The sequence below is a fragment of the Thiomonas sp. SCN 64-16 genome, from assembly GCF_001725585.1.
GTDB lineage: Bacteria > Pseudomonadota > Gammaproteobacteria > Burkholderiales > Burkholderiaceae_C > Thiomonas > Thiomonas arsenitoxydans.
In genome coordinates, this window is the sequence record NZ_MEGQ01000020.1 from 24,581 (window position 1) to 48,740 (window position 24,160).

A 24,160-nucleotide genomic window follows, 5' to 3' on the forward strand; every position below is an offset into this window, starting at 1 on the left:
GGTTTGGATCAGAAACCGCTCACGCGGTGCCGTTCGCGCCAGTCGTGAACGCTATGCGCCAAGTCCGTTAAAGCCGCGGTCACCCGCACGCCCTCGGGCAGACGTTTGCGCAGCGCCGGATTGGAGCCGCCCGCCCACAGCTCGACGGCACGCGGCAGACGGTCGCGCAGTTCGGCCAGGGCGTCGAACACCTGCGCGGCCTGCAGCAGGGAAGAGAAACTCAGCACCAGCACATCGGCCGCGTGCGCCTGAGCGGCCATGAGCATATTGCCCAGCGGCAGTTGCGCGCCGAGCTGAACGCAGCGGCAACCCTCCAGCGCCAGCATGGCTTCGGCCATGAGCAGACCCAGCACATGCGGCTCCTGCGGCACGGTGGTCATCAACACTTTGGGACGCGACTGCGCCGCTTCACCCAGCGGAATGGCGTCGATGGCGGTGCGCAGCACGCGCTGAATGACCTCGGAATACAGGTGCTCTTCAAACACCTCCAGTTCGCCTCGCATCCACGCCTGCCCCACGCCGGAATTGAGCGGAGCGACCACTTCAGTGACAAATCGGCTGATGCCCATGCGCATCGCGTCTTGCAGCAGCGCACGCCGCAACAGTTCGGCATCGTGCCGTTTGAGCAGCGCGAGGTAGGCGTGCACTTCGGCGCTTTCCGTCGGCATTTGCTCGCTTGCCGACGCAGCGGCGGCATCGGGCGAAATCTCGGCCGAGCTGCGGCCGCGCGCCAAGGCATCGAGTTCGTCGATCGGCAGTGCCACAACCTGCGCGGGACGGTGCCCGCCGTCGAGCAAACGCTTGATGACCCGCAGGCGCTCGACCTGATCGAGCGGATAGAGCCGGTCGCCCGACGCATCTCGGTGGGGCTGAGGAAAACCGTAGCGCCGCTCCCAGACCCGCAGCGTGTCCTTGCCGATGCCGGTGTCGCGCTCGACGGCGGCAATGCTGAGTTGCAAGGCGGTATTCACGGTGCGGTCATTCATCGGAAAGATCGTCGTCTTGGACAAAGCATTTCGATTTGCATTTCTTTGCTTGTCCAGCAGTAGGTAGAGAAGTTGGATCCAAGGTTGAATCCATTAGCGCTTTCTCAGCGTAACAGTATGGTAAGCCGTCTGACCCCAGACTGATAACCCTACTTATGTCTAGGACAAATTTGAAAATACTTGGTGTCGAAGTTGAACTCAAGCATCATTGTCCTAGACAAACACCCACCCGTCTACAGGAGTTGTCCATGCACCGCACTATGCTTAACCCGATCTCTCGCTTCGCAACAGCCGCGCTGCTCGCGCTTGGCGCCCAGCTGTTCAGCCCGTCCGCGTCCGCAGCTCAGTCGGCGCCCGCAGCGTCGGCCACCTGCCCTGCCCTGCTCAACCAGACCTTCCCCCGCCTTCAAGACGACAAGCCCGAAAGCCTTTGCCAATACGCGGGCAAAGTCATCCTCGTGGTCAACACGGCCAGCTATTGCGGCTTCACCCCGCAATACAAGGGGCTGGAGGCGCTGTACCGCGAGTACGGCAAGCAGGGCCTGGTGGTGCTGGGCTTTCCGTCCAACGATTTCCATCAGGAAATGGATAACAACGCCAAGATCGCCGCGTTCTGCAAGGACACCTACAACGTGCAATTCCCGATGTTCGCGCCCTCGCACGTCACTGAGCCCAAGCCGAACGCGCTGTTCGAACAGCTCATCCTCGCCACCGGCGATCAGCCCAAGTGGAACTTTTACAAATACCTGATCGGCCGCGACGGCAAGGTCGTGGGCGTCTATCCCAGCCTGGTCTCGCCAGACAACAAAGACTTTGTTGCCAAGATCAAGACTCTGCTCGCGCAGAAGCCCTGAGTTATTTCTCCTCCCCCGCCACCGCCACAGAAAGGCCCGCCATGAACGCCCCGGAAAAACTGTTTGCCCAGGCTGCCGCAGCCACCCTGCCCGATGTGCAGGCCACGCCTGACCGCCGCAATATCTCCATTCAGCAAGTGGGTGTGCGCGGTGTGCGCTATCCCGTACAGATTCGCTCAGCGCAGGGCGTGCAGCCCAGCGTGGGCACCTTCGAGATGACGGTGGCGCTGCCGCCCGAAGTGAAGGGCACGCATATGTCGCGCTTCATCGAAATGCTCGAAGCGCATCGCGAGCCGCTGGACGCCCAGCAACTCGGCGTGTTGCTGCAGCACATGCTGACTCGCCTACAGGCCAGCGAAGGCGCCATCACCGCGCAGTTCACCTACTTTGCCCGCAAGACCGCGCCGGTGTCGGGCGTGGAGAGCCTGATGGATTACGAAGTCACCCTGCACGCGGCGCAAAAGGCGGGCGCGCTGACGCTCACGCAGAGGGTGCAGGTGCCGGTCACCAGCCTGTGCCCCTGCTCCAAGGAAATCTCCAATTACGGCGCGCACAACCAGCGCTCGCATGTCACCATCGGCGCCACGCTGCGCGGTGAAATGGGGCTGGACGAGCAGATTCGCATCGCCGAGACGGCGGCCTCGTGCGAACTCTGGGGCCTGCTCAAGCGTCCCGACGAAAAGTACGTCACCGAGCGCGCCTACGACCATCCCAAGTTCGTCGAAGACCTGGTGCGCGATGTCGCCGTGGCGCTGGAGCGCGATGAGCGCGTGGCCGCCTACACCGTGGAATCGGAGAATTTTGAATCCATCCACAACCATTCGGCGTATGCCTTGGTAGAAGGCCGCAAAACCTAACGCGGCCAGGGAGCCAAAACCATGCGCATAGCCATCATTGGAACGGGAATCTCAGGCCTCGGGGCGGCGTGGGCCTTGCGCCATCGGGCGCAGATCACGCTGTTCGAGGCCGGTTCGCACTTTGGCGGCCACACCCACACGGTGGATGTCGATCTGCCCGGCGAAGTGCCTTTCGCCGTGGACACGGGTTTTCTGGTGCTCAACGAGCTCACCTATCCCAAGCTGCAGGCGCTGTTCGCCGAGCTGGACGTGCCGCTGGCGACCTCCGACATGTCGTTCTCGGTGCAGACCCCGCTGCCCGACGGCAACACGCTGGAATGGAGCGGCTCCAACCTGAACACGGTTTTCGCCCAGCGCCGCAACCTGACCCGACCGTCCTTCTGGCGGATGCTGCGCGACATCCTGCGTTTCAACCGCGAGGCCACGGCGCTGGCGCGCAAACCCGATGCCGAGCTCGACCTCAACCAGACCGTGGGCGACTACCTGCGTCGCGAAGGCTATAGCGATTCGTTTCTGCACTGGTATCTGCTGCCGATGACCGCCTGCATCTGGTCGTGCCCACCGGGGCAGATGCTCGACTTTCCGCTGGCCACGCTGGTGCGCTTCTGCGACAACCACGGCCTGCTGCAGGTCAACAACCGGCCGCAATGGTTCACCGTGCGCGGCGGCGCGCGGCAGTATGTGCAGAAAATGCTCGCCCAACTGCCCGACGCGCGTCTGCGCACTCCCGTGCAGCGGGTGGTGCGGCATGACAACGGGGTTGAACTGCACACGACAGGCGGCGCCATTTGGTTCGACGAAGTGATCTTCGCCTGCCACAGCGATCAGGCCCTCGCGCTGATCGACTCCCCCAGCCCGGCCGAGCGCGAAGTGCTCGGGGCCATCCGCTACCAACCCAACCGTGCGCTACTGCACACCGACACCCGCTTGTTGCCACAGGCGCGCCAGGCCTGGGCCGCGTGGAATTACGAAAGCACGGTAGACGCCCGCACCGAACAGCCCACCGTCTGCCTGCACTACCTGCTCAACAAGCTGCAGCCCCTGCCCACGCAACGCCCCATCGTGGTGTCGCTCAACCCGCTGCGCGAGCCCGCCGAGCACACCGTGCTGCGCGAGATCAGCTACGCCCATCCGATCTTCGACCAAGCGGCGATCGACGCCCAACAGCGCGTGCCCGAACTGCAAGGCCAGCGGCACAGCTACTTCTGCGGGGCCTGGTGCGGCTACGGCTTTCATGAAGATGGTCTGAAATCGGGCTACGCCGCGGCGCAAGCCCTGCTGACCCATGTGGACGCGCAGCCCGCCGACCGCGCTCTGGCCGCATGAAAGCCAGCGCCATGTCTACCGCTGCATCGCCCCACCCGCACCAGCCGCTCATCGGCAGCGGCCCGGTACGCCACCGCCGCCTGCGCCCGGCGGTGCATGCGTTCAGCTACCGAGCCATGTTTCTGCTGTTGCCCATGCGCAGTCTGGCGCGCGACCCGGCGCTGCTGCCCATCGCCCGCAACCGCTTTGGCGCGATGAGCTTTTTCGATACCGACCACGGCGACGGCGGCAGCGACAGCCTGGCCTGGCTGCAAGACCTGCTTGCAACGCAAGACATCCTCGACGCCGATGGCGAAATCTGGCTGCAGACCTTTCCGCGCATCTGGGGCTATGTGTTCAAGCCGGTGAGCCTGTGGCTGTGCGAACGCGCCGACGGCAGCCTGCGCTGCGCCGTGGCCGAGGTCAACAACACCTTCGGCGAACGGCACTGCTACATCCTCACCCCACCGGCGGGCGAGCGCAGCCTGCAATGGGGCGCCGAATATCGCGCCAGCAAGGTGTTCCACGTCTCGCCGTTCTGCACCGTGGAGGGCGGCTACCGCTTCCGATTCATGCGTAGCACGGGCGCGGGCACCGACCGCATGCTTCTGCGCATCGACCATGACGACGCCCAGGGCCCGCTGATCGAAACCAGCATCAGCGGCGTCCTGCAGCCGCTCACCGCCGCCCGCGCCCGCATGGCCCTGCTGCGTCACCCCATGCACAGCTTCGGCGTCATTGCGCGCATCCACTGGCAAGCCTTCAAGCTCTGGCGCAAACGCGTGCCGTTTCATTCCAAGCCCCTTCCTCCTGACCATTTCGCGAGCCGATCATGAACGCCAGCGACCGCAGCCTGTCACCGCTCTCTCTCGACCCGACCCTCGCCGCAGGGCAAGCCCACAAGCCGCGCAAACCCCCGCTGGCCGCGCGCGGCGTGCTGCGGCTGCTGGAACGCCTGCAGATTGGCCGCCTCGATTTTCACGGCCCGGATGGCGTCTGGCGGCACTTCGGCCAAGACGACAACGGCCCGCATGCCGAAGTCGCGCTGCACGACTGGGCCGTCATGGGCGAAGTCCTCAAGCGCGGCGACATTGCCTTTGCCGAAGCCTGGATGCGCCGCGCCTGGGACACGCCCGATCTGCCCGCGCTGCTCAAGCTGCTGGTGGCCAACCGCGAGATCATCGCCCGCGCGCTGCATGGCAGCCTGTTGGGTCGGCTGCCCGACCGCATCCGCCATCTTCTGCGCCGCAACAGCCGCGCCGGAAGCCGCGACAACATCCACGCGCATTACGACATCGGCAACGCCTTCTATCAGCTCTGGCTCGACCCGAGCATGACCTACTCCAGCGCCCTGTTCAACGGCGACCCCGCGCAGACGCTGGAACAGGCGCAGGCCGCCAAGTACGCCCGCGTGCTCGACCAACTGCAACTCCAGCCGGGCGCGCGGGTGCTGGAAATCGGCTGCGGCTGGGGCGGCTTGGCCGAAGTCGGTGCGCAGCGCGGGCTGCGCCTCGACGGCATCACCCTGTCCGCCGAGCAGCTGGCCTACGCCCGCGCCCGGCTCGCCCAGGCCTCGCCGCAGCCCCGGCTTGAACTGTGCGACTACCGCGATCTCGACCGCATCGCCCCGCCAGACGGCTATGACGGCATCGCCTCCATCGAAATGTTCGAGGCCGTGGGCGAGGCTTACTGGCCCGGCTTTTTCCGCACCGTGGCGCGTCAACTCAAACCCGGCGCGCGCGCCTGCATCCAGACCATCACCATCGCCGACGATCTGTTCGACGACTACCGGCGCGGTACCAACTTCATCCAGCGCTACATCTTCCCCGGAGGCATGCTGCCTTCGCGCCGCGCTTTCATCGCGCAAGCCAAGGCCGCAGGGCTGGAGGTCGTCGAAGAACTGGCCTTCGGCGCCGACTACGCCCACACCCTGGCGCTATGGCGCGAACGCTTCACCGCCCAGCTCGAAGCGGTGAAGGCCCAGGGTTTCGACGACCGCTTCCTACGGCTGTGGACCTTCTATCTCGCCTACTGCGAGGCGGGTTTCAGCCAGGGCTCAACCAACGTATGGCAGTTCACCTTGCGCCATGCCCGCACGCACTGAAACCAACTTGCACGGGCTGTCACGCCGTGCGGTGTTGCTGGCCGTAGCCGCCTCGGCGCTGCCCCTGCGTGCGCGGGCACAAGCGTCTGCGGGCGTTCCAAGTGAAGTCAGCGCCGCGATTTCGCAGGCCCGGCGCGCGGGCAGCGGCGACTTTCGCTACTTCGGTTTTCTGGTCTATCACGCCACGCTCTGGGTCGGCCCGCAAGGCTTGGGCGCTGAACTGGGCGAGACGCCCTTCGCCCTGCAATTGCGCTACGCCCGCAGCCTCAAGGGCGCCGACATCGCGGCGCGCTCCGAGGAGGAGATGCGCAAACTCGGTGAAGGCACGCCGCAGCAACGCGCCGCCTGGCTGCAAGCCATGCAACGGCTTTTTCCCGACGTGACCGACGGCGACACCCTCACCGGCGTGTTCACCCCCGCGGGCGCCCTGCCTGCGCAGACCCGCTTTTACTTCAACGGCGCGTTGCGCGGCGCCGAAAAAGGCGTGGCCTTCGCCCGTGCGTTTTTCTCCATCTGGCTGTCGCCGCAAACCCCCGCCCCCGGGCTGCGCCGCGATCTGTTGGCCAATCTGGGCGAACAGTCCACTCGGCCATGAACGCGCCGCCCGCCGTCTTACCCGCCGCAGCGGCTGCACTCACGCCCGCCGCCGCGCCGCTGCACGCCCTGGCGTTGTTGCGCTACGGCGCGCCCAGTCTGGCGTTTGCCTTCGTCGCCCTGCCGCTTTACGTCTATCTGCCGGAGCATTACGCCACGCGTTATGCGGTGCCGCTGGGCTATCTCGGCGGCGTACTGCTGCTCACCCGTTTTACCGACGCGCTGTTCGACCCCTGGCTGGGGCGGCTGGCCGATCATCTGCTGCGGCGCGGATGGGCCAAACCTGCGCTGCTCGCGGCCTGCGCGCTGATGTTCGCGGGGTTTGCCGCATTGTTCGCGCTGCCCGCGCTGCTTCCCTTTGCTGCGGGCGAATGGCGCTTCACCCTGCTGTTCATCGCGGCGCTGCTGCTGACCTATCTGGGGTTCAGCGCCGCGTCCATCGTGCATCAGGCCTGGGGCGCCACCCTGGGCGCCGACGAGGCACAGCTCGCCCGCACCGTGGCCTGGCGCGAAGGGCTGGGCTTGGCCGGGGTACTGCTCGCGGCCGTCGTGCCGCAGCTCGGTGGCGCGACTGCGCTGGTCGCGGTCTTCGCCGTCGCCCTGATCCTCAGCCTGGCGCTGCTGCGGCGCGCGCCTGACCCCGCGCCCCACCATGCCGTCGCCCACGCCAAACTGCATTGGCGCACCCTGCTGGCGCCGCTGCACAACCGGCGCTTCGTGGCCCTGCTCGCAGTGTTCGTCACCAGCGGCATCGCCGCCGCCATTCCGGCCACGCTGGTGCTGTTTTTCATCCGCGACCGGCTCGATGCGGCGGCGCTGTCGGGCGCGTATCTGTTCGCCTATTTCGCCGCGGCCGGGCTGCTGGTGCCGATCTGGCTGCGCGCGGTGCGGCGCTGGGGCGCGGCGCGCTGCTGGCTGCTGGGCATGGGGCTGGCGGTAGCGGCTTTCGTCTGGGCGGCGCTGCTGCAGCCGGGCGATCGCTGGGGCTATGCGCTGGTGGTGGTGCTGTCGGGCGCGGCGCTCGGGCCCGATCTGGTGATGCCGCCCGCGCTGCTCGCCGGGGTGATCCGCGCAGGCGGCCACGGCAACCGGCTCGAAGGGAGTTACTTCGGCGTGTGGAACTTTGCGACCAAGCTGAACCTCGCACTGGCTGCCGGGCTGGCTTTGCCGCTGCTGGCGCTGTTCGGCTACCGACCGGGCACGCTGGAAACCGGTGTGCTGCCCCCGCTGGTGGTGGCGTACTGCCTGTTACCGTCTTTGCTCAAGCTCGTGTCTGCCGGGCTGCTTTGGCAATTTTTTGTTCGCGGTCGGTCAGGCCCGGCCGCGTTTGCTTCCTGAATGGAGAGTCTTCCCATGTCGTTCAAATCTGCTTTGCACTCCTGGATGTCATTTCGTCGCGGCTGGCTGCTGGCCGCGGTGCTGGGCATCAGTCTGCTGTCGGGCTGCGCCAGCGTCACGCCGCTGGCTTATCGGGGTCAGACGCCCACGTTCGATCTCAAGCAGTATTTCAACGGCCGGCTCACCGCGGTGGGCATTGTGTTCGACCGCTCGGGCAAGATGACGCGGCGCTTTCATGTGACCATCGACGCCTCCTGGAAGGGCGACGTGGGCACGCTGGACGAACACTTTGTCTACAACGATGGCGCCAAGCAGGAGCGCATCTGGACCATCCGCGAGCTGCCCGAGAAAGACGGCGAGAAGCGCTACATCGGCACCGCGGGCGATGTGATCAGCGAGGCCATCGGCCGCGCGGCGGGCAATGCGCTGAACTGGCACTACACCCTGGCGCTGCCGGTGGATGGCACGGTCTACAACGTGCAGTTCGACGACTGGATGTATTTGATGGACGATCATGTGCTGCTCAACCATTCGGTCATCACCAAGTTCGGCTTCAAGGTGGGCAGCGTGTTCCTGTCGTTTTACAAGCCCTGATGACCATGCCACTCAACCCGCGCATCACGGGCTGGAAGGAACGGCGCGTCTGGGTGATCGGTGCGTCCACCGGCATCGGCCGCGCCACCGCCGTCGCGCTGTTGCAGCGCGGCGCGCGGGTGGCGGTGTCGGCGCGCAATGCGCAGGCTCTGCAGCAGATCGACGGCGCCCTGCCCCTGCCACTCGACGCGACCGATGCGCAGGCCCTGCGCGCCGCGATGCAAAGTCTGCAGCGCGATTGGGGCGGCCTCGATCTGCTGCTCTACTGCGCCGGCACCTACCGCCCTATGCGTGCCACCGAATTCGATCTGGCCAGCGCCTTGCAGCATGACGATGTGAACTACCGCGGTGCGCTGCACGCCCTCGATGCCGCGCTGCCGGTGTTAAACGCCCAACGCGCGGGCCATATCGCCCTGGTCAGCAGCGTGGCCGGCTTTGGCGGGCTGCCGCAGGCGCTGGCCTATGGGCCGACCAAGGCCGCGCTGATCAATCTCGCCGAAACGCTTTACCTCGATCTGCACCCGCTGGGCATCGGTGTGCATGTCATCAACCCCGGCTTTGTGGAAACGCCGCTCACTGCGCAGAACACCTTCGCCATGCCCGCCCTCATCACCCCGGAACAGGCGGCCGCCGCCATCCTCGCCGGACTGGAAGCGGGCCGCTTCGACATCCACTTTCCGCGCCGCTTCACCCTGTGGCTCAAGCTGCTGCGGCTGCTGCCGCGCGGGCTGTATTTCCGCATTGTCAGCCGCTTCACCGGGCTCTGAACGCAGCGGCGAGCGCGACCCGCCGCCATGCTCCCGCCTGTATGAAAACACGCATGACCTCAGGGTGAAGACACGTTAGATTCGTGTCCAAAAGCAACGGCCACGCCCCCCCATCGCGCGATGGCCCAACCCGAGGAGAACTTGATGGATCGCACCTTGCATCGTCGCGAGTGGCTGACGCTGGCCGCCGCGAGCACTGCGGCTTTGATCGCGCGCCCGGCTTGGGCCGTGGTCGCAGCACAGGCCGAAACCCCGCTGCAAAGCTTCACCGGACCTGGCGCCAATCCGTTCTGGAACAGCGTGGGGCCGTATGTGACCTACCCGCAGAAGTCGCCGCTGCTGCGCCTGACCGACCGCCCGATTCAGCTCGAAACCCCGCGGGCCTATTTCCGCAGCGTCATCACGCCCAACGAGGCGTTCTATGTGCGCTATCACTTGCCCGACATTCCCAACGCCATCGACCTCAAGACCTGGCGTCTGGAACTCACCGGCAACTTCAAGAGGCCGCTGCAGTTCAGTTTCGATCAGCTCTTGCGCGAGTTCCGCAGCGTGGACATTGCCGCGGTGAACCAATGCTCGGGCAATTCTCGTAGCTACTTTCAGCCGCGCGTGCCCGGCGGGCAGTGGGGCAACGGCGCGATGGGCAATGCCATGTGGACGGGCGTGCGCCTGCGCGACGTGCTGGCCCGCGCCGGTATCGAAAAGGGCACGGTGCAGATACAGTTCGAAGGTCTCGACCACGGACCGGGCCCCGAGGGCAAAGGATCGCACCGCTTTCTCAAGTCGTGGGACGTACACGAGCCCATTCTCGATGAAGCCATCATCGCCTACGCCATGAACGGCGAGCCGCTGCCCATGCTCAACGGCTTTCCGGTGCGGCTGGTCATGCCGGGCAAGTTCGCCACGTACTGGACCAAGCACCTCACCCACATCCGCGCGCTCACCACGCCGGACACCAACTTCTGGATGTACCCGGCCTATCAGATTCCGGACACCCCCAACGGCAGCACCACGCCGGAAGAACTCAAAGCGGGCAAGGTCAAGCTGGTGCCCATCGGTCATGTGAACATGCCGGTGCGCTCCTTCATCATCGACCCGGACGACAGCGCCCCCGTGGTACACGGCCTGTCCACGGTGATCCGCGGCATTGCCTTCAGCGGCATGGGCGGCATCCGCAAGGTCGAGGTGTCGACCGACGGCGGCCAGACCTGGAAAGCGGCCAAGCTCGGGCGCGATCTCGGCCGCTATTCGTTCCGCGAGTTTGAACTGGCGTGGAAGCCCGATCTACCCGGCTTGCAGACGCTGGCGGTGCGCGCCACCGACACCGCCGGGCACGTGCAGCCCGACAGCGGGGTGTGGAACCCCGGCGGCTATTTGTGGAACAAGATCGAGCGCCAACAAGTGCTGGTGCTCGACGCCTGATCGAAAGGACACGCCATGCAAAAAACCCTCACCCTCGCTGCCGCCACTGGGCTGGCGTTGTTGACCCTGGCCCTGCCATCGGCACTGGCCGAAACCCCGCGTCCCGGACTGCTGAGCGCCGGCGACTATGCCACTGGCCCGCTGGGCTCGGAACTGCAGCCTGGGCGCGTGCAGCCGGGCAATGGCGCGGTGTATCGGGTGGGCAAGTGGCCCACATACACCGCAGAGCTGGCCGCAGGGCCCGGGCGCGACGCCACGCTGGGCAACTGCAGCATGTGCCACAGCGTGACCTACATCACCCAGCAGCCCCCGCTGCCCGCGGCGACGTGGGAAGCCGAGGTGCACAAGATGATCAAGGCTTTCGGCGCGCCCATCCAGGAAGCGACGGCCAAGGAAATCATCACCTACCTGCAGACGCACTACACGCCAGAAACCCGCAAGGAGTGAAAGTGCAGTTGGACTGCGCGTTACCGCGCGTCGTCAGCCGTTCTTGATGCGGCTGACGATGGCGTCGGTAAAGCGCTGGGTATTGGCCCGCCCACCCAGATCGCCGGTGCGGATGTTGTCGACATTCAGCGTGTCGGAAATCGCCTGACGCAGGCGGTTGGCTTTGTCGTGCAGATCGACATGGTCGAGCATGAGGGCAGCGGCCAGCATCAATGCGATGGGGTTGGCGATGCCCTTGCCCGCGATGTCAGGCGCAGAGCCATGCACCGCCTCGAAAATGGCTGCATCTTCCCCGATGTTGGCGCCGGGCGCCATGCCCAGTCCACCCACCAGCCCTGCGGCCAGATCCGACAGAATGTCGCCGAACAGATTGGTGGTCACCAGGGTGTCGAACTGCCACGGGTTGATCACCAGCTTCATGCAGCAGGCATCGACGATCACGTCGTCGAGCGCGATCTGGTCGGCGTACTTCTCCTTGTGCAGCATATAGGCCGTTTCTAGAAAGATGCCGGTGAGCGCCTTCATGATGTTGGCCTTGTGCACCACCGTGACCTTTTTGCGCCCCAGCGCGATGGCGGTGCGGAAGGTGTAGTCGAGGATGTTGCGCGCGCCCTGCCGCGTGTTCACCCCGGTGGCAATAGCCACGGCGTGCGGGTCGCCGTCGATCGGGATGTAGTGCTCGTAGCCCATATACAGGCCTTCGACGTTCTCACGAAACACCAGCAAATCGATGTTGTCATAGCGCCCGCCGGGAATCAGCGTCTTGGTCGGGCGCATATTGGCGTAGAGCTTGAAGGCCTCGCGCAGGCGCACATTGCTGGAGCGATAGCCGCCGCCCGAGGGCGTTTCCAGCGGCCCCTTGAGCGCCAGTCGCGTGGTGCGGATGCTGGCCAGGGTAGCCGCGGGCAGCGGATCGCCCGCGGTCTTCACCCCGCCCAGGCCCGCCACCTGCGCGTCCCAGTCGAAGGGATCGCCCAGCGCGTCGAGCGCGGCCAGGGTGGCCTCCATGATTTCGGGGCCGATGCCGTCTCCGGCGATCAGGGTGGCGGGAATGCTGGGGGTCATCGAAGTCTCCGTTGATGGGGCGCTGATTCAGCAAGCAAGGTGCGTGCCGCAACGCATGATTGCTAGGGCGGGTGTAGACCCTAAACTGTAGCGAACGCATTCGACAACAAGGGAGCGAACATGAATTTGCGCAGCGGCCTGGTCATCCTGGTGATCGTGCTCATCGCCATCTTTTCCGCACTGAACTGGAGCGTGCTGATGGCGCCCACCGAACTATCGCTGGGCTTCACCACGGCGAAGGCGCCGCTGGGGCTGATCATGCTCGGGCTCATCGTGGCGCTGGCGGCGGTGTTCCTGATTTACATCGTGGTGCTACAGGCCGGGATGATGAGCGAATCGCGCCGCGTCGCCAAGGAGCTCAAGGCCCAGCGCGAACTGGCCGACAAGGCCGAAGCCTCCCGCTTCGACGAGTTGCGCCAGTTGCACAGCACCGACATGGACAAGCTGCTGGCCCGCATCGACCAACTCGACCGCGAATTGCGCAGCGCCATCGAGGCCAATGCCAACGGCCTGAGCGCCGCTCTGGGCGAAATCGACGACCGCCTGCAACGCACGGGCACGCCGCGGCTGATGGGGTGACCACTCCCCCTCCCAACCTCCCCCACTGCGTGGATGATGAGTAAAAACTGGCGCGCTACTCCCTCCCCATTTGTGGGGAGGGCTGGGGTGGGGAGGATGTCGGCGCGGAGATTGGCATCACGCTAGGCGCCAGACAGGTTGTGGCATTACAGGCCTGCACCCGCAGCGCCAGCGCGGCACGCTGAGCGGGCGTCAGGGCGGGTAGATCCAACGTCACCCGCCCTTCCCACACAGCAATGCCCTGAGGTGCGAAAGCCGGACGAAACAGCAGCGGCGGCGGATAGCGCACCCCCGGCAGCGGCTGGCCGCCAACCAGCACGGTGGCGGCGATCAGATTCGGCTCGGAAGCCGGGTTCGCGTTGATGTGAAACCCCGGTGCGATGTGCAATTGCAGCCGGTCGCTCGCCGACCATTTCACTTGGACCTGATCGGAGGAACACGCGCCTTGCGGCAGACCCGAGCAGTCTGCAGGCCGGATGCGAGCTATCTGCTGCGGCGACGCAAACACCGCTCGCCCCGCAACACTACCCAGCGTCTGCAACAGATCGGGCCAATCGAGCGGGCGCGCCTGCACTTGCAGCGCCAGGGGCCGCAGCGCGCGGCGCGCCGCATCAGCCCAATGCGCCTGCCCGGTGCGCTGCGCCAGTTCGACCAGCACGGCAATGGCCGCGCTCTGCCCCGAAGGCCGATGCACATCGCCCTGCAAGGGCGTGGGGAAGGGCAAGGCATCGGATGTGGGCGCCGAACGCAGGCTGCCATCTGGCGCGGCAAACCGCTGCAGCATGGCCGCGGCCAGATCGCTGGCGCGCTGGCTCCAGCGCGCATCGTGCTGCACACTGGCGAGGGTGAGATAGGCGCGGGCAAGCTCGGCGTAATCGTCGAGAAAACCGGGATTACCGACGTGCCCGCCCGCCCATTGATGCACCAGCAGACGCTGATGCGCCTTCCAGGCGTGCTGCCACTCCCAGTCGGCCGCGCGCACGGCGGCCTCAGTCAGCGCGCGGTCGTCCAGCACCTGTCCCGCCTGAGCCAGCGCGCGGATGGCCATCGCGTTGTCGGCGGTGACGATCTTGTCGTCGCGCCGTGGCTGGGGGCGATGGTTGCGCGCGGCCAGCAGGGCGCGGCGCTGCGGCGCGAGTTGTTCCAGCCGCGCGACCCACTGCCCCTGCTGCAGCAGGTGCTCGGCCACGTCGCGCCGCTGGCGCAGCACGCCGGATTCGCTTCCCGGGTGCACGGGCGTCAGCGCGTAGAGCGCAAACCACGCCTGCGCCTGCCACGGGCCGAGCACGCCGTCGATCTGCGCCGTCGTCCACAGATCGGTGGCGCCTTCCACCCCGCCGGTTTCGGCGGCGATGGCCGTGGCGAACACGCCCTGGGGCAGGCGCAGATCGCGCAACAAAAAGCCTGCAGTGCGCTGCGCCGTCCAGCGCAGGTCGGGCCGCCGGGTCTGCGCGTAGGCCCGCGCATAGACCGCGAGCAACTGCGCGTTGTCCGCCAGCATCATCTCGAAATGCGGCACCGACCAGCCGGGATCGACGGCGTAGCGGCGAAAACCGCCGCCGAGCTGATCCATCAGCCCGCCCTGCGCCATAGCCTGCAGCGTGAACACCGCGGCATGCGTCGCTTTCGGCTCGCCCGCGCCGCCATACGCCAACAGCCAGGCCAGCAGCGGCGGCTGCGGAAAACGCGCGGCAGAAGTGGCTGAGGCGAAGCCGCCGTCGAACGTGTCGAAGCGGTGAAGCGCCTCGGTCTGCGCGGTCTGCGTCCAGGCCGCAGGGTCGATCGGCGCCGAGGCATCGCCCGCAATGGCCGCAGCTTGCATGGCCTGCGCGATCTGCGCGGCGATGCGCTTGACCTCGGCCGGATGCTGCGTCCAGTTCTTGTGCAAGGTCGCGAGCAGGGTGGGAAAGCCCTCCTGCTGCGCCGTGGCCTTGGGCGGGAAGTAGCTGCCGATGTAGAACGGCTGCAGATCGGGGGTGAGGAAAACGTTGTTCGGCCAGCCGCTGTCGCGCGTCATGAGTTGCCGCGCCAGCATGTAGATGTGGTCGATGTCGGGCCGCTGTTCGCGGTCGACCAGCACGTTGACGAACCAGCGGTTCATCAACGCGGCGATCTGCGGGTTGCGGTAAAGCTCGCGCTGCGCCACATGGCACCAGTAGCAGGCGGAGTAACCGATGGACAGATAGATGGGCTTGTTCTCGCGCCTCGCCTTGTCCAGCGCCTGCGGCCCCCACGGGTACCAGTCCACCGGGTCATGGGCGTGTTCCAGCAGATAGGGATCGTGCGAATCCGCGAGATGATTGGTGCGCGGCGACGCCGCCTGCGCGGTCACGCCCCCGGCGAAAAGGAAGCAAAGCGCCGCGCCGCGCAACCACGCGATCCAGCCCATGCGGCCCGATGGATGATGCTGCGACACCATCGCGTTCAGCCTGCCATAAGGGGTGGCAGTCGCAGCGCTACAGCCTGCTCGCGTGCGGCCTGCACCGCCTGCGCAATCGCCGTGGCCTTGCCGCCGGATTGCGTCACTTGCTGCGCAATTGCCCCCGCGTCCACGCCCTGCGCCGCATCCAGTGCAGCCAGCAGGCGCGCGCGTTGCGGATACGGTTGCTGCGGAAAATCGCCGCCGCGTCCGCGATGATCGGCTTCGCAGGCCAGCAGCGCCTGCGCGAATCGCTCCGGTCGCCGCAAGGCATCGCAGCGCTGCAGCAGACGTAAGGTCGCCGCAGCGTCCAGCCCCGGGCAGCGGTGGATGTTGCCGTGCTCGGCAGCGACCACCGCGGCCAGCTCGGCGCAGTCGGTGGGCACACGCAGTCTGTGCGCCACTTCGGCCGCCAGCGCCACGCTGCGCTGCTCGTGGCCAATGTGGCGCGGCAGCACGTCCTTCGGGGTCGTACCCTTGCCCAGGTCGTGCATCAGACAGGCCCAGCGCACTGCCAGCGGGGCGTCGAGTGCAACCGCCGCCTGCAACACCAGCATGACGTGCACGCCGGTGTCGATCTCGGGGTGATAGTCGGCCCGCTGCGGCACGCCCCACAGGCGGTCTAGCTCCGGCAGCAACCGCGCGAGCGCGCCGCAATCGCGCAGCACCGCGAACAGGCGCTGCGGCTGCGGCTCCATCAGGCCGCGCACCAGTTCCTGCCACACCCGCTCGGGCACCAGCGCGTCCACCTCTCCCGCATGCACCATGTGGCGCATCAAGTCCATGGTTTCGGGGGCGACGGAAAAATCGCCGAAGCGCGCGGCGAACCGCGCCAGCCGCAGAATGCGCACCGGGTCTTCCGCAAACGCCGCCGAGACATGCCGCAACACCCGCGCCTGCAGATCGCGTTGGCCGCCGTAGGGATCGATAAGCGTGCCATCCGCCGCGCGCGCCATGGCGTTGATGGTGAGGTCGCGGCGCAACAAATCTTCCTCCAGCGTGACCTCGGGCGCCGCCTGCACGACAAAGCCCCGATAGCCCGGCGCCGTCTTGCGCTCGGTGCGCGCCAGGGCGTATTCCTCGCGGGTTTGCGGATGCAGAAACACCGGAAAGTCGCGCCCCACCGGCAGAAACCCAGCATCGATCATCTGCTGCGCCGTAGCCCCCACCACCACCCAGTCGCGGTCCCCATGCGGACGCCCCAGCAAGGCATCACGCACCGCACCGCCCACGACAAAGGACCGACCGGGAGGATGAACGACAGAAGAAGTCATGCCGGTCAGTGTAAAAGCCCGCGGCAGAATGGAAACAGGCCGCGCGAGGCGGCCTGTAGAGCATGATTCAAGAGCAATCTCAAACTACGGAGTCGCAGTTCGTGTGGCGCTCCAAGTTCCACTGGTACCAGCGCTTGTGTTCGTCCAGGAACCGCCAGCAGATGTCGTTGTCCCAATATTGAATGCGCCCGTGTAGGTGGCACCCGCCGAGGTTGAGCCTTTAAAACTCCCATCTGGAGACAAGGTACCCCAGAGAGTGAAACTATTCGATGCGCTGACTTGTGAAACACAGTTCGATGCCGACGAACTTATCACCGCATTGCCATCTTTATCCACGATGACGCCGTTGGTGTTCAAAATGACGGTGCATGTACCGTAGTCTCCGGTCGTCAACGACGAGTTGTATTTCGCCGTCCAGGTTCCCGCGTAGGGAGCGGTTAAGGTTGTCGTACCTGGACTGCATGTACCAACGACCGTGCCCCCTCCCACAGGAGCCGTCACGATCGCTGTGGAACCACCGCAGTTGCTCAGCGACAACTCGGCGGAACCGCCACTGGATGTTGCATCGCTCGACGAAGCGCATACTTGGCCGTTATTGGGATTGATGGCCGTGGGGAAGACATTCGGTACCGGGCTACCGTCTTTCTGCGTGACGTTAACCGTCGTGCAATCAGCCGTGCACTGCGCTGCGGTCGATCCTCCACCCCCACCCCCACCACACCCCGCCAGAAGCGCCACCAGGCCCAACACGGCCACATGCCGGTAGTTCCACATCACGTTTTTCATACCCCCTCCGATTATGTTTTTCAATGAACTGAATCGCCCAACCCTCCTGCTTGGCGGCGATGTGGATGAAATTGTCCAACTTTCGAACAGCCAATTTTTCCGGCGTTTCAAAAATTGACACATTTCGCCAAATCCTCCGCAGCTTACCGCTGCTACGCTGCTTCGCTTAGACTTTACAAAGTCGCAAACAACGACAAACAGCGATATGAGCCCGGTCATCGAAATTCGTATTGAATAGTGACCGTTCCTCTTCATTTTTCTGCAGGAACATCCCGGCATATGGGGCAAGAAACACAAGCGCGAGTTGCCGACTCCTGGTGCGAGGACATTGCACAGTGGGCGGAGCATTTGCCGCTGATGGCCGCTTGTTTCGATGCGCACAGCCACTTGTTGTATTGCAATACGGCGTATGCGAACTGGCTGGGCAAGACCCCGGCGGAACTGCTGGGCAAGTCGCTGGATGCCTTGGTTCCGCATGAAACGCTGGTCACCTTCACGCAACACATTGCCGCCGTGCTGCGCGGCGAGATCGCGCAGTACGAACGCCAGGGGCATCACGCAGGACGCCAGGCGAAAAGATGGCTGCGGGTGCGGCTGGTGCCTTTTCCGCCAGGTGAACAAGGCGCGGTACTCGGCTATTTCTGCTTCATGCAGGACACCACCCGACTGCATGCCAGCGACACCTCGCTCGACCTGCTGCGCACCAGTCCGGGGCTGACCGTCTGGGAACTCGATCTGCAGACCGGGCAATTGCACGCCGAGCAGAACTGGCTCGACGAGGCGCACCGGCATGAGCCCAAGACCTTCACCATTCCGGAATGGATGGGCCATGTGGCGCCAGCCGATCTGCCCGCGCTGGAACAGGCGATTGCGCGCATCAGTGCCCCCGATGGTTTTGTGCAGACGGTCGAGACCCGCTTCATCCGCGTGGACGGCAGCACAGTGACCACCATGAACCACGGCATGGTGCGCGAGCGCGGGCCCGATGGCGTCGCCACGCGCATCTTCGGCCTGACCTGGGATATCACCGAGTTGCGGCAAACGCAGACCCGGCTGCAGCGCAGCGAGAGCCGCTTTCGCATGCTGGCGGAGTTGTCGAGCGAGTGGTTCTGGGAGTCCGACCCCAACGATGTCCTGATCTACATCACCCGCAGCTCGCGCCGCGCTAGCGAGTCTCCTCTGGCAACGCTCAATCTGGTGGGGCACAACCTCAATTCGCTCTATCCGGGGCAGGAGTTTTCACCGGAATGGGCGCAGTTGCGCTTTCTCATGGAAGAACATGAAGAGGTGCGCGATCTCATCGTGCCATTCCGCCTCGGGCCGGATCAGGCCTTGCTATGGTGGCGTATCGACGCCTCGCCGATGATCGACCATCTCGGTCTGTTTCAGGGTTACCGCGGCGTGGTGCGCGACGTCACCAAGGCGCACCAAGCCGAAGAAAAACTCGAACTCGCCGCCTATCGCGATACGCTCACCGGCCTGGCCAACCGCACCCTGTTCGAAAAGCATGTGGAAGACGCTATTGCCGTCACCCCGCCGGGGCAGAGCTTCGCGGTGCTCTTCATCGACCTCGACCGTTTCAAGCTGATCAACGACGCGCTGGGCCACGCCGTCGGCGACAAGGTCCTGGTGGAAACCGCGCAGCGCCTGGTGCAGCTCGCCCGGCCTAACAACACCGCCGCGCGCTTTGGCGGCGACGAATTCCTCATCCTGGCCCGCGACGCGCATGACGCCGCGCAGGCCCTGCGCATGGCCATGCTGGTGCAGCAGTCGCTCGGCGAGCCCATGCACCATGCCGAGCGCACCCTGCAGACCACCGCGAGCATCGGGGTAGCGGTGTTCCCGCAGCACGGCCGCACCACGGCCGAACTGCTGGGCCGCGCGGATGCGGCGATGCATGAGTCCAAGATGCTGGGGCGCAATCGCGTGGAGTCGTTCTCGGTGGCGTTGCAGTCGCGCATCGAACGCCGCTCGCAACTGGAAGAAGAGCTGCGCGCGGCCATTGCCAACCGGCGCTTCGAGGTGCATTTCCAGCCCATTTGGTCACGCAAGCAAAACGTGCTGCTGCACGACGACTCCGCTACGCTGGAGATCCTGCGCGGCGCCTACGAGATCGCTGGGGTCGAGGCCCTGGCGCGTTGGACGCGCGGCAACGGCGAGCGCGTGCAGCCCGACGAGTTCATCACCATTCTGGCCGACTGCGGCCTGCTCGACAGCTTCGGCCCGGTGATGATGTCCGTCGCCCTGGAGGGCTTCGCGCGCCTGCGCAAGGAACAAGGCTTCACCGGCACCATGGCCTACAACGTGTCGCCGCGACAACTGCATGTGAACGCCTGCGTGTCCTGCATCTTCGACATGGCGGCCAGTTTCGACGTGCCACGCGACAAGCTGGTACTCGAACTCACCGAAAACGTGGAAATCGAGCATAACCCCGACCTGCTCTCGGTGTTCGAGCAATTCCGCCAGATGGGCGTGCAACTCTCGCTCGACGACTTCGGCGTGGGCTATTCCAACCTCGGCTATCTCACCCGCCTGCCGGTGTCGCAGATCAAGATCGACCGCGCCATTGCCTCGGGCGTGAGCACCGACCGCTTCAAAGCCGCCATCGCCCGCGCCACCCTCACCATGGCCAAGACCCTCAACCTGGAAGTGGTGGCCGAGGGCGTGGAAACCGTCGCCGACCTGCTGTGGATGGAGCGCGCGGGCTGCCCGATGATTCAGGGCTGGGTATTCTCCCGCGCCCTCAATCTGCAGCAGACCCTGAACCTGCTGCGCGACCTGCGCACCCAGCAAACCCACTGACGCCCGCCACACCCAGGACAGGAACACGCCGCCGCCGCAGGGCCGCCCCAAGGCGGCGGCAGCCCCCTCGGGGGGCAGCGCAGGCGAAGCCGAAGCGTGGGGGCTCCTACTCCGGCCGCAGCTCCCGCCGCAGAATCTTGCCGACCGGCGTCTTGGGCAGTTCGCCGCGGAACTCGATGAACTTGGGCCGCTTGTAGCCGGTGAGTTGCTCATGCAGGAAATCGCGCAGTTGCGCTTCAGTCAGCGCCGGATCTTTTTTCACCACGAACAGCTTGACCGCCTCGCCGGAATTCGCGTCAGGCACGCCTACCGCGGCGGCTTCGAGCACGCCGGGATGCATCACCGCCACGCCCTCGATCTCGTTGGGATAGACGTTGAAGCCCGACACCAGAATCATGTCCTTCTTGCGGTCGATGATTTTCACGAAGCCCCGCGCATCGATCTCGCCGATATCGCCGGTGCGTAAAAAGCCGTCGGCGGTAAAGGTGCTGGCGGATTCTTCCGGGCGGTTCCAGTAGCCGCGCATCACCTGCGGCCCGCGCAAGGCGATTTCACCGGGCAGGCCGGGCGCGACTTCGCGGCCGTTGTCGTCCACCAGTTGCAACTCGGTGGACGGAATCGGCATACCGATGGTGCCGCTGTAGCGGTCGGTATCGGTGGGGTTGCAGATGGCCGAGGGCGAGGTTTCAGACAGGCCGTAGCCCTCGCAAATGGGGCAGCCGGTGCGCTCCAGCCAGCGCTTGGCCACGGCCTCCTGCACCGCCATGCCGCCGCCCAGGCACATTTTCAACGCCTTCCAGTTCACCGTGTCGAAGTCCGGGTGGTTGAGCAGGCCGTTGAACAACGTGTTCACCGCCGGGAAAGAGTGCACCTCGTACTTCGCCAGTTCCTTCAGCGTGGCCGGTAAGTCGCGCGGGTTGGGGATGAGAATCATCATGCCGCCCTCGTGGGCGCTGAGCATCATGATCACGGTGAAGGCGAAGATGTGATAGAGCGGCAGCGCGCAGATGGTGTTGAGTTGCTTTCCAGCAGGCAGCTTGCCCAGCGCCGGGGCATACCAGGCGGCGGACTGCACGATGTTGGCGACGATATTGCGGTGAGTGAGCGTGGCGCCCTTGGCCACGCCGGTGGTGCCTCCGGTGTATTGCAGCAGGGCCACGTCTTCCGCCCCCACCTGCGGCGGACTGAAGGACAAGCCAGACCCTTGACCGAGCGCCGCCTTCCAGGCCACATGGCCCGGCAGCGACCAGCGCGGCACCAGCCGCTTTTTGTGCCGCACCACATAGTTGACGATGACGCCCAGCGGAAAACCCAGGGTTTCGCCCATATTCGCCACGATCACGTGACGCACCGCGGTGCGGTCGATGACCTGCTGCAGGGTATGGGCGAAGTTTTCGAGGATGACGATGGCCACCGCCCCGCTGTCCTTGAGCTGGTGTTCGAGTTCGCGCGGGGTGTAGAGCGGGTTGACGTTGACCACCACCAGCCCGGCGCGCAGCACCGCGGCGACCGCCACCGGATATTGCGGCACATTGGGCATCATGATCGCCACGCGGTCGCCCTTGTGCAGCCCCAGCGATTGCAGATAAGCCGCCAACGCCGTGCTTTGCGCCTCCCACTGCGCGTAAGTCGTCTTGTGCCCCATGAAGGCGTAAGCGGGGCGCTCGGCGTAGGCCTTGAAGCTGCGCCCCAGCAGCGCTCCAACATTGGAAAAAATGTCCGGGTCGATGTCCGCAGGCACGCCTGCGGGATAGTTCGCCAGCCAGATCCGCTCCATGAACTGTCTCCTGCTTTGTTTTGAATGCAGCGCAACGGAAAAAAGCACGCCCGTTCGATTTCGAGAACATAGCCGATTCGGGGCGATTCGGCTAGGGGCTGCGCCCTGATCAAGTTTTCGCTTCAGCCTCAGCAGCGGCAGCGCTTTCCTCGGCCGCCGCCGCGCCCAGTCGGCTGCGCAGGGCGGCGATGCGCGCCATGGCGGCGTCCTTGTTGCTGGTCTTGGGCTGCCCGGTCTGCATTTCCCCGATGAAGCGGCTGGGGCTGCGTCCCGCCGCGCCGCGCCCCTGCTTGCGTTTCTGGCACCAACTCAGCACCAGGGTCTGGCGCGCGCGGGTCACGCCCACATACATCAGGCGGCGTTCTTCTTCCAGCGTAGAGTCGGTCAGCGGCCGGTCGTCGGTGAAAAACGGCAGCAGACCTTCCTCGCAGCCGGCCAGCACCACATGCGGCCACTCCAGTCCTTTGGCGGCGTGCAGGGTGCACAGGGTCACGGCGTCGCGCTGGTCGCCGCGCTCCTGCAACTGGGTGATGAGCGAAATGGTCTGGGCGATCTGCGTGAGGCCGACCTTGTCTTCTTCGGCCTTGCGCTCGATCCAGCCGCAGAAGTCGTCCACGTTCTTCCAGCGCTGTTCGGCCTCGCGTGGGTTGTCGCTGTGCTCTTCCAGCCAGGCGCGAAAGCCGATGGTTTCGAGCATCTCGCGCAGCAACTCGCCGGCCGGGGCGGTGCGGGCGCGCCACTCGATGTCGTGCAGCAGGCGGCCAAACTCACGCAGATGATCGGCGGGGCGCGCGCCCACCGCGGCAGGCATGGAGTCACGGAACAGCGCCTCGAACATCGACACTTTCCACTGCCCGGCGAAGGTGCTCAGCGCCGCCAGGGTTTGCGGCCCGATACCCCGGCGCGGCGTGGTGACGGCGCGCAAAAAGGCGGGATCGTCGTCCGGGTTGGCCAGCAGCCGCAGATAGGCGCAGACGTCGTTGATCTCGGCGCGGTCGAAAAAGCTCTGCCCGCCGCTGACCACATAGGGAATGTTGGCGCGGCGTAGCGCCTGCTCCAGCGGACGCGACTGGTGATTGGCGCGGTAGAGCACGGCGATGTGCGCCAGTTCGGCATTGCGCCCGCTGCGCAGCGCCTGGATGCGCGCGGCCACCATCTGCGCCTCTTCGTCTTCATTCTGCGCCGCGCGCACCTCCACCGCCTCGCCCTCGCCATGCTCGCTCCACAGACTCTTGGGGTAGAGCTTGGGGTTGCTCTGAATGATGGCGTTGGCCGCGCGCAGAATGGCGTTGGTCGAGCGGTAGTTCTGCTCCAGCTTGATGACTTCGAGCGTGGGCCAGTCGGTCTGCAGGCGGCGCAGATTGTCCAGCGTGGCGCCGCGCCAGCCGTAGATGCTCTGGTCGTCGTCGCCCACTGCGGTAAATCGCCCTTTGTCGCCCACCAGCAGACGCAGCAGGTCGTACTGCGCGGCGTTGGTGTCCTGGTATTCGTCCACCAGCAGATAGCGCAGCTTGTTCTGCCAGTGCTCGCGCACGTCAGCATGCTGCTGCAACAGGGTGACGGGCAGCCAGATCAGGTCGTCGAAATCGACCGCCTGATAGGCCTGCAGCATGTCGGCATAACGCGCGTAAACCTTGGCCGCCACGCGCTCGTCGTCGTTCTCGGCCACGCGCGCCGCCGCTTCGGGCGTGAGCATGGCGTTTTTCCACAAGCTGATGGTCCACTGCCAGCGCCGCGCCTGGGCGTTATCGGTGGTGGCCCCGGCATCGCGCAACAGGCCGGTGACGTCGTCGGCCGCGAGGATGGAGAACTTCGGCTTGAGCCCCAGCGCCTGCCCGCTTTCGCGCAACATGCGCACGCCCAAAGCGTGGAAGGTGGAGATGGCGAGCTTGCTGGCCACGCCGCGCTTGTCCACCAGTTGCGCCGCACGCTCACGCATTTCGGCTGCCGCCTTGTTGGTGAAGGTGATGGCCGCGATCTGATCGGGCTCAAGCCCAGCGCGCAGCAGCCGCCCGATCTTGTGCGTAATGACCCGCGTCTTACCGCTGCCCGCCCCGGCGATGACGAGGCAAGGCCCGGACAGATGGGCGACGGCACGTTCCTGGGCAGCGTTGAGCATGAGGCAGTTGAAGACGCAAAGCGGTGGAGTCTAGCCGCTCATGGAGCCGCTCATCGAGCCGCGACGACTGC

At 65.6% G+C, this 24,160-nt stretch carries 19 protein-coding genes; 13 read left to right on the top strand and 6 right to left on the bottom strand.

Features of this window, described 5'->3' with window-relative positions; translation table 11 throughout:
- Window positions 1–8: 8 nt before the first annotated feature.
- On the bottom strand, window positions 9–986 hold the full coding sequence (locus tag ABT24_RS07055) for a MerR family transcriptional regulator (RefSeq protein WP_276730376.1): 978 nt from the start codon (window positions 984–986) through the stop codon (window positions 9–11).
- A 248-nt stretch (window positions 987–1,234) separates the two neighbouring features.
- On the opposite strand from ABT24_RS07055, the gene ABT24_RS07060 reads away from it, so the two are divergent.
- The 11 genes from ABT24_RS07060 (at window position 1,235) to ABT24_RS07110 (ending at window position 11,268) form a co-directional block, all read left to right on the top strand.
- Window positions 1,235–1,840, top strand: a complete 606-nt coding sequence (locus ABT24_RS07060; RefSeq protein ID WP_276730373.1) for a glutathione peroxidase — start codon at window positions 1,235–1,237, stop codon at window positions 1,838–1,840.
- Window positions 1,841–1,881: 41 nt separating this feature from the next.
- Window positions 1,882–2,697, top strand: coding sequence for a GTP cyclohydrolase FolE2 (gene folE2, locus ABT24_RS07065; RefSeq protein ID WP_276730369.1), 816 nt, complete (start codon window positions 1,882–1,884; stop codon window positions 2,695–2,697).
- 21 nt (window positions 2,698–2,718) lie between these two features.
- Entirely contained in the window at window positions 2,719–4,023 is a 1,305-nt protein-coding gene (locus tag ABT24_RS07070; RefSeq protein ID WP_276730366.1) for an NAD(P)/FAD-dependent oxidoreductase, read from the top strand.
- Window positions 4,020–4,838: a DUF1365 domain-containing protein gene (locus ABT24_RS07075; RefSeq protein ID WP_276730363.1), complete on the top strand. Its 819-nt coding sequence runs from the start codon at window positions 4,020–4,022 to the stop codon at window positions 4,836–4,838. The genes ABT24_RS07070 and ABT24_RS07075 overlap by 4 nt, the downstream gene beginning before the upstream one ends.
- Window positions 4,835–6,106: an SAM-dependent methyltransferase gene (locus tag ABT24_RS07080; RefSeq protein ID WP_286737591.1), complete on the top strand. Its 1,272-nt coding sequence runs from the start codon at window positions 4,835–4,837 to the stop codon at window positions 6,104–6,106. The genes ABT24_RS07075 and ABT24_RS07080 overlap by 4 nt, the downstream gene beginning before the upstream one ends.
- A complete protein-coding gene (locus tag ABT24_RS07085) occupies window positions 6,090–6,701 on the top strand; it encodes a chalcone isomerase family protein (RefSeq protein ID WP_276730355.1) in 612 nt (203 codons plus the stop codon). Before ABT24_RS07080 ends, ABT24_RS07085 begins: the two co-directional genes overlap by 17 nt.
- On the top strand, window positions 6,698–8,038 hold the full coding sequence (locus tag ABT24_RS07090) for an MFS transporter (RefSeq protein ID WP_276730354.1): 1,341 nt from the start codon (window positions 6,698–6,700) through the stop codon (window positions 8,036–8,038). Before ABT24_RS07085 ends, ABT24_RS07090 begins: the two co-directional genes overlap by 4 nt.
- A gap of 15 nt (window positions 8,039–8,053) precedes the next feature.
- Window positions 8,054–8,632: a DUF3833 domain-containing protein gene (locus ABT24_RS07095; RefSeq protein ID WP_276730352.1), complete on the top strand. Its 579-nt coding sequence runs from the start codon at window positions 8,054–8,056 to the stop codon at window positions 8,630–8,632.
- Window positions 8,632–9,399, top strand: coding sequence for an SDR family NAD(P)-dependent oxidoreductase (locus tag ABT24_RS07100; protein WP_276730348.1), 768 nt, complete (start codon window positions 8,632–8,634; stop codon window positions 9,397–9,399). Before ABT24_RS07095 ends, ABT24_RS07100 begins: the two co-directional genes overlap by 1 nt.
- Window positions 9,400–9,543: 144 nt before the next feature.
- Entirely contained in the window at window positions 9,544–10,821 is a 1,278-nt protein-coding gene (locus ABT24_RS07105; RefSeq protein WP_276730344.1) for a molybdopterin-dependent oxidoreductase, read from the top strand.
- Window positions 10,822–10,836: 15 nt separating this feature from the next.
- Window positions 10,837–11,268 (top strand): sulfide dehydrogenase, encoded by a 432-nt coding sequence (locus tag ABT24_RS07110; protein WP_276730342.1) that lies wholly within the window; start codon window positions 10,837–10,839, stop codon window positions 11,266–11,268.
- Window positions 11,269–11,301: 33 nt separating this feature from the next.
- Here the strand turns inward: ABT24_RS07110 and ABT24_RS07115 are convergent, their stop codons facing one another.
- Window positions 11,302–12,333: an isocitrate/isopropylmalate dehydrogenase family protein gene (locus tag ABT24_RS07115; protein WP_276730339.1), complete on the bottom strand. Its 1,032-nt coding sequence runs from the start codon at window positions 12,331–12,333 to the stop codon at window positions 11,302–11,304.
- A gap of 120 nt (window positions 12,334–12,453) precedes the next feature.
- Between ABT24_RS07115 and ABT24_RS07120 the strand changes: the two genes are divergently transcribed.
- Window positions 12,454–12,912, top strand: coding sequence for a LapA family protein (locus ABT24_RS07120; RefSeq protein WP_276730337.1), 459 nt, complete (start codon window positions 12,454–12,456; stop codon window positions 12,910–12,912).
- Between the two features lie 55 nt (window positions 12,913–12,967).
- Here the strand turns inward: ABT24_RS07120 and ABT24_RS07125 are convergent, their stop codons facing one another.
- Window positions 12,968–15,331 carry a thioredoxin domain-containing protein gene (locus tag ABT24_RS07125; protein ID WP_276730335.1) on the bottom strand — a complete coding sequence of 788 codons (2,364 nt, stop codon included), beginning with the start codon at window positions 15,329–15,331 and terminating at the stop codon, window positions 12,968–12,970.
- Between the two features lie 5 nt (window positions 15,332–15,336).
- Window positions 15,337–16,605, bottom strand: coding sequence for a multifunctional CCA addition/repair protein (locus ABT24_RS07130; RefSeq protein WP_276730332.1), 1,269 nt, complete (start codon window positions 16,603–16,605; stop codon window positions 15,337–15,339).
- 1,065 nt (window positions 16,606–17,670) lie between these two features.
- Here ABT24_RS07130 and ABT24_RS07135 point away from each other — a divergent pair.
- Window positions 17,671–20,193: a sensor domain-containing protein gene (locus ABT24_RS07135; RefSeq protein ID WP_276730330.1), complete on the top strand. Its 2,523-nt coding sequence runs from the start codon at window positions 17,671–17,673 to the stop codon at window positions 20,191–20,193.
- Between the two features lie 106 nt (window positions 20,194–20,299).
- Here the strand turns inward: ABT24_RS07135 and ABT24_RS07140 are convergent, their stop codons facing one another.
- Both ABT24_RS07140 and ABT24_RS07145 read right to left on the bottom strand, forming a co-directional pair.
- On the bottom strand, window positions 20,300–21,970 hold the full coding sequence (locus ABT24_RS07140; protein ID WP_276730327.1) for a long-chain-fatty-acid--CoA ligase: 1,671 nt from the start codon (window positions 21,968–21,970) through the stop codon (window positions 20,300–20,302).
- A 109-nt stretch (window positions 21,971–22,079) separates the two neighbouring features.
- Complete coding sequence (locus ABT24_RS07145) at window positions 22,080–24,089, bottom strand: ATP-dependent helicase (RefSeq protein ID WP_276730325.1); 2,010 nt, start codon at window positions 24,087–24,089, stop codon at window positions 22,080–22,082.
- Window positions 24,090–24,160 lie beyond the last annotated feature (71 nt).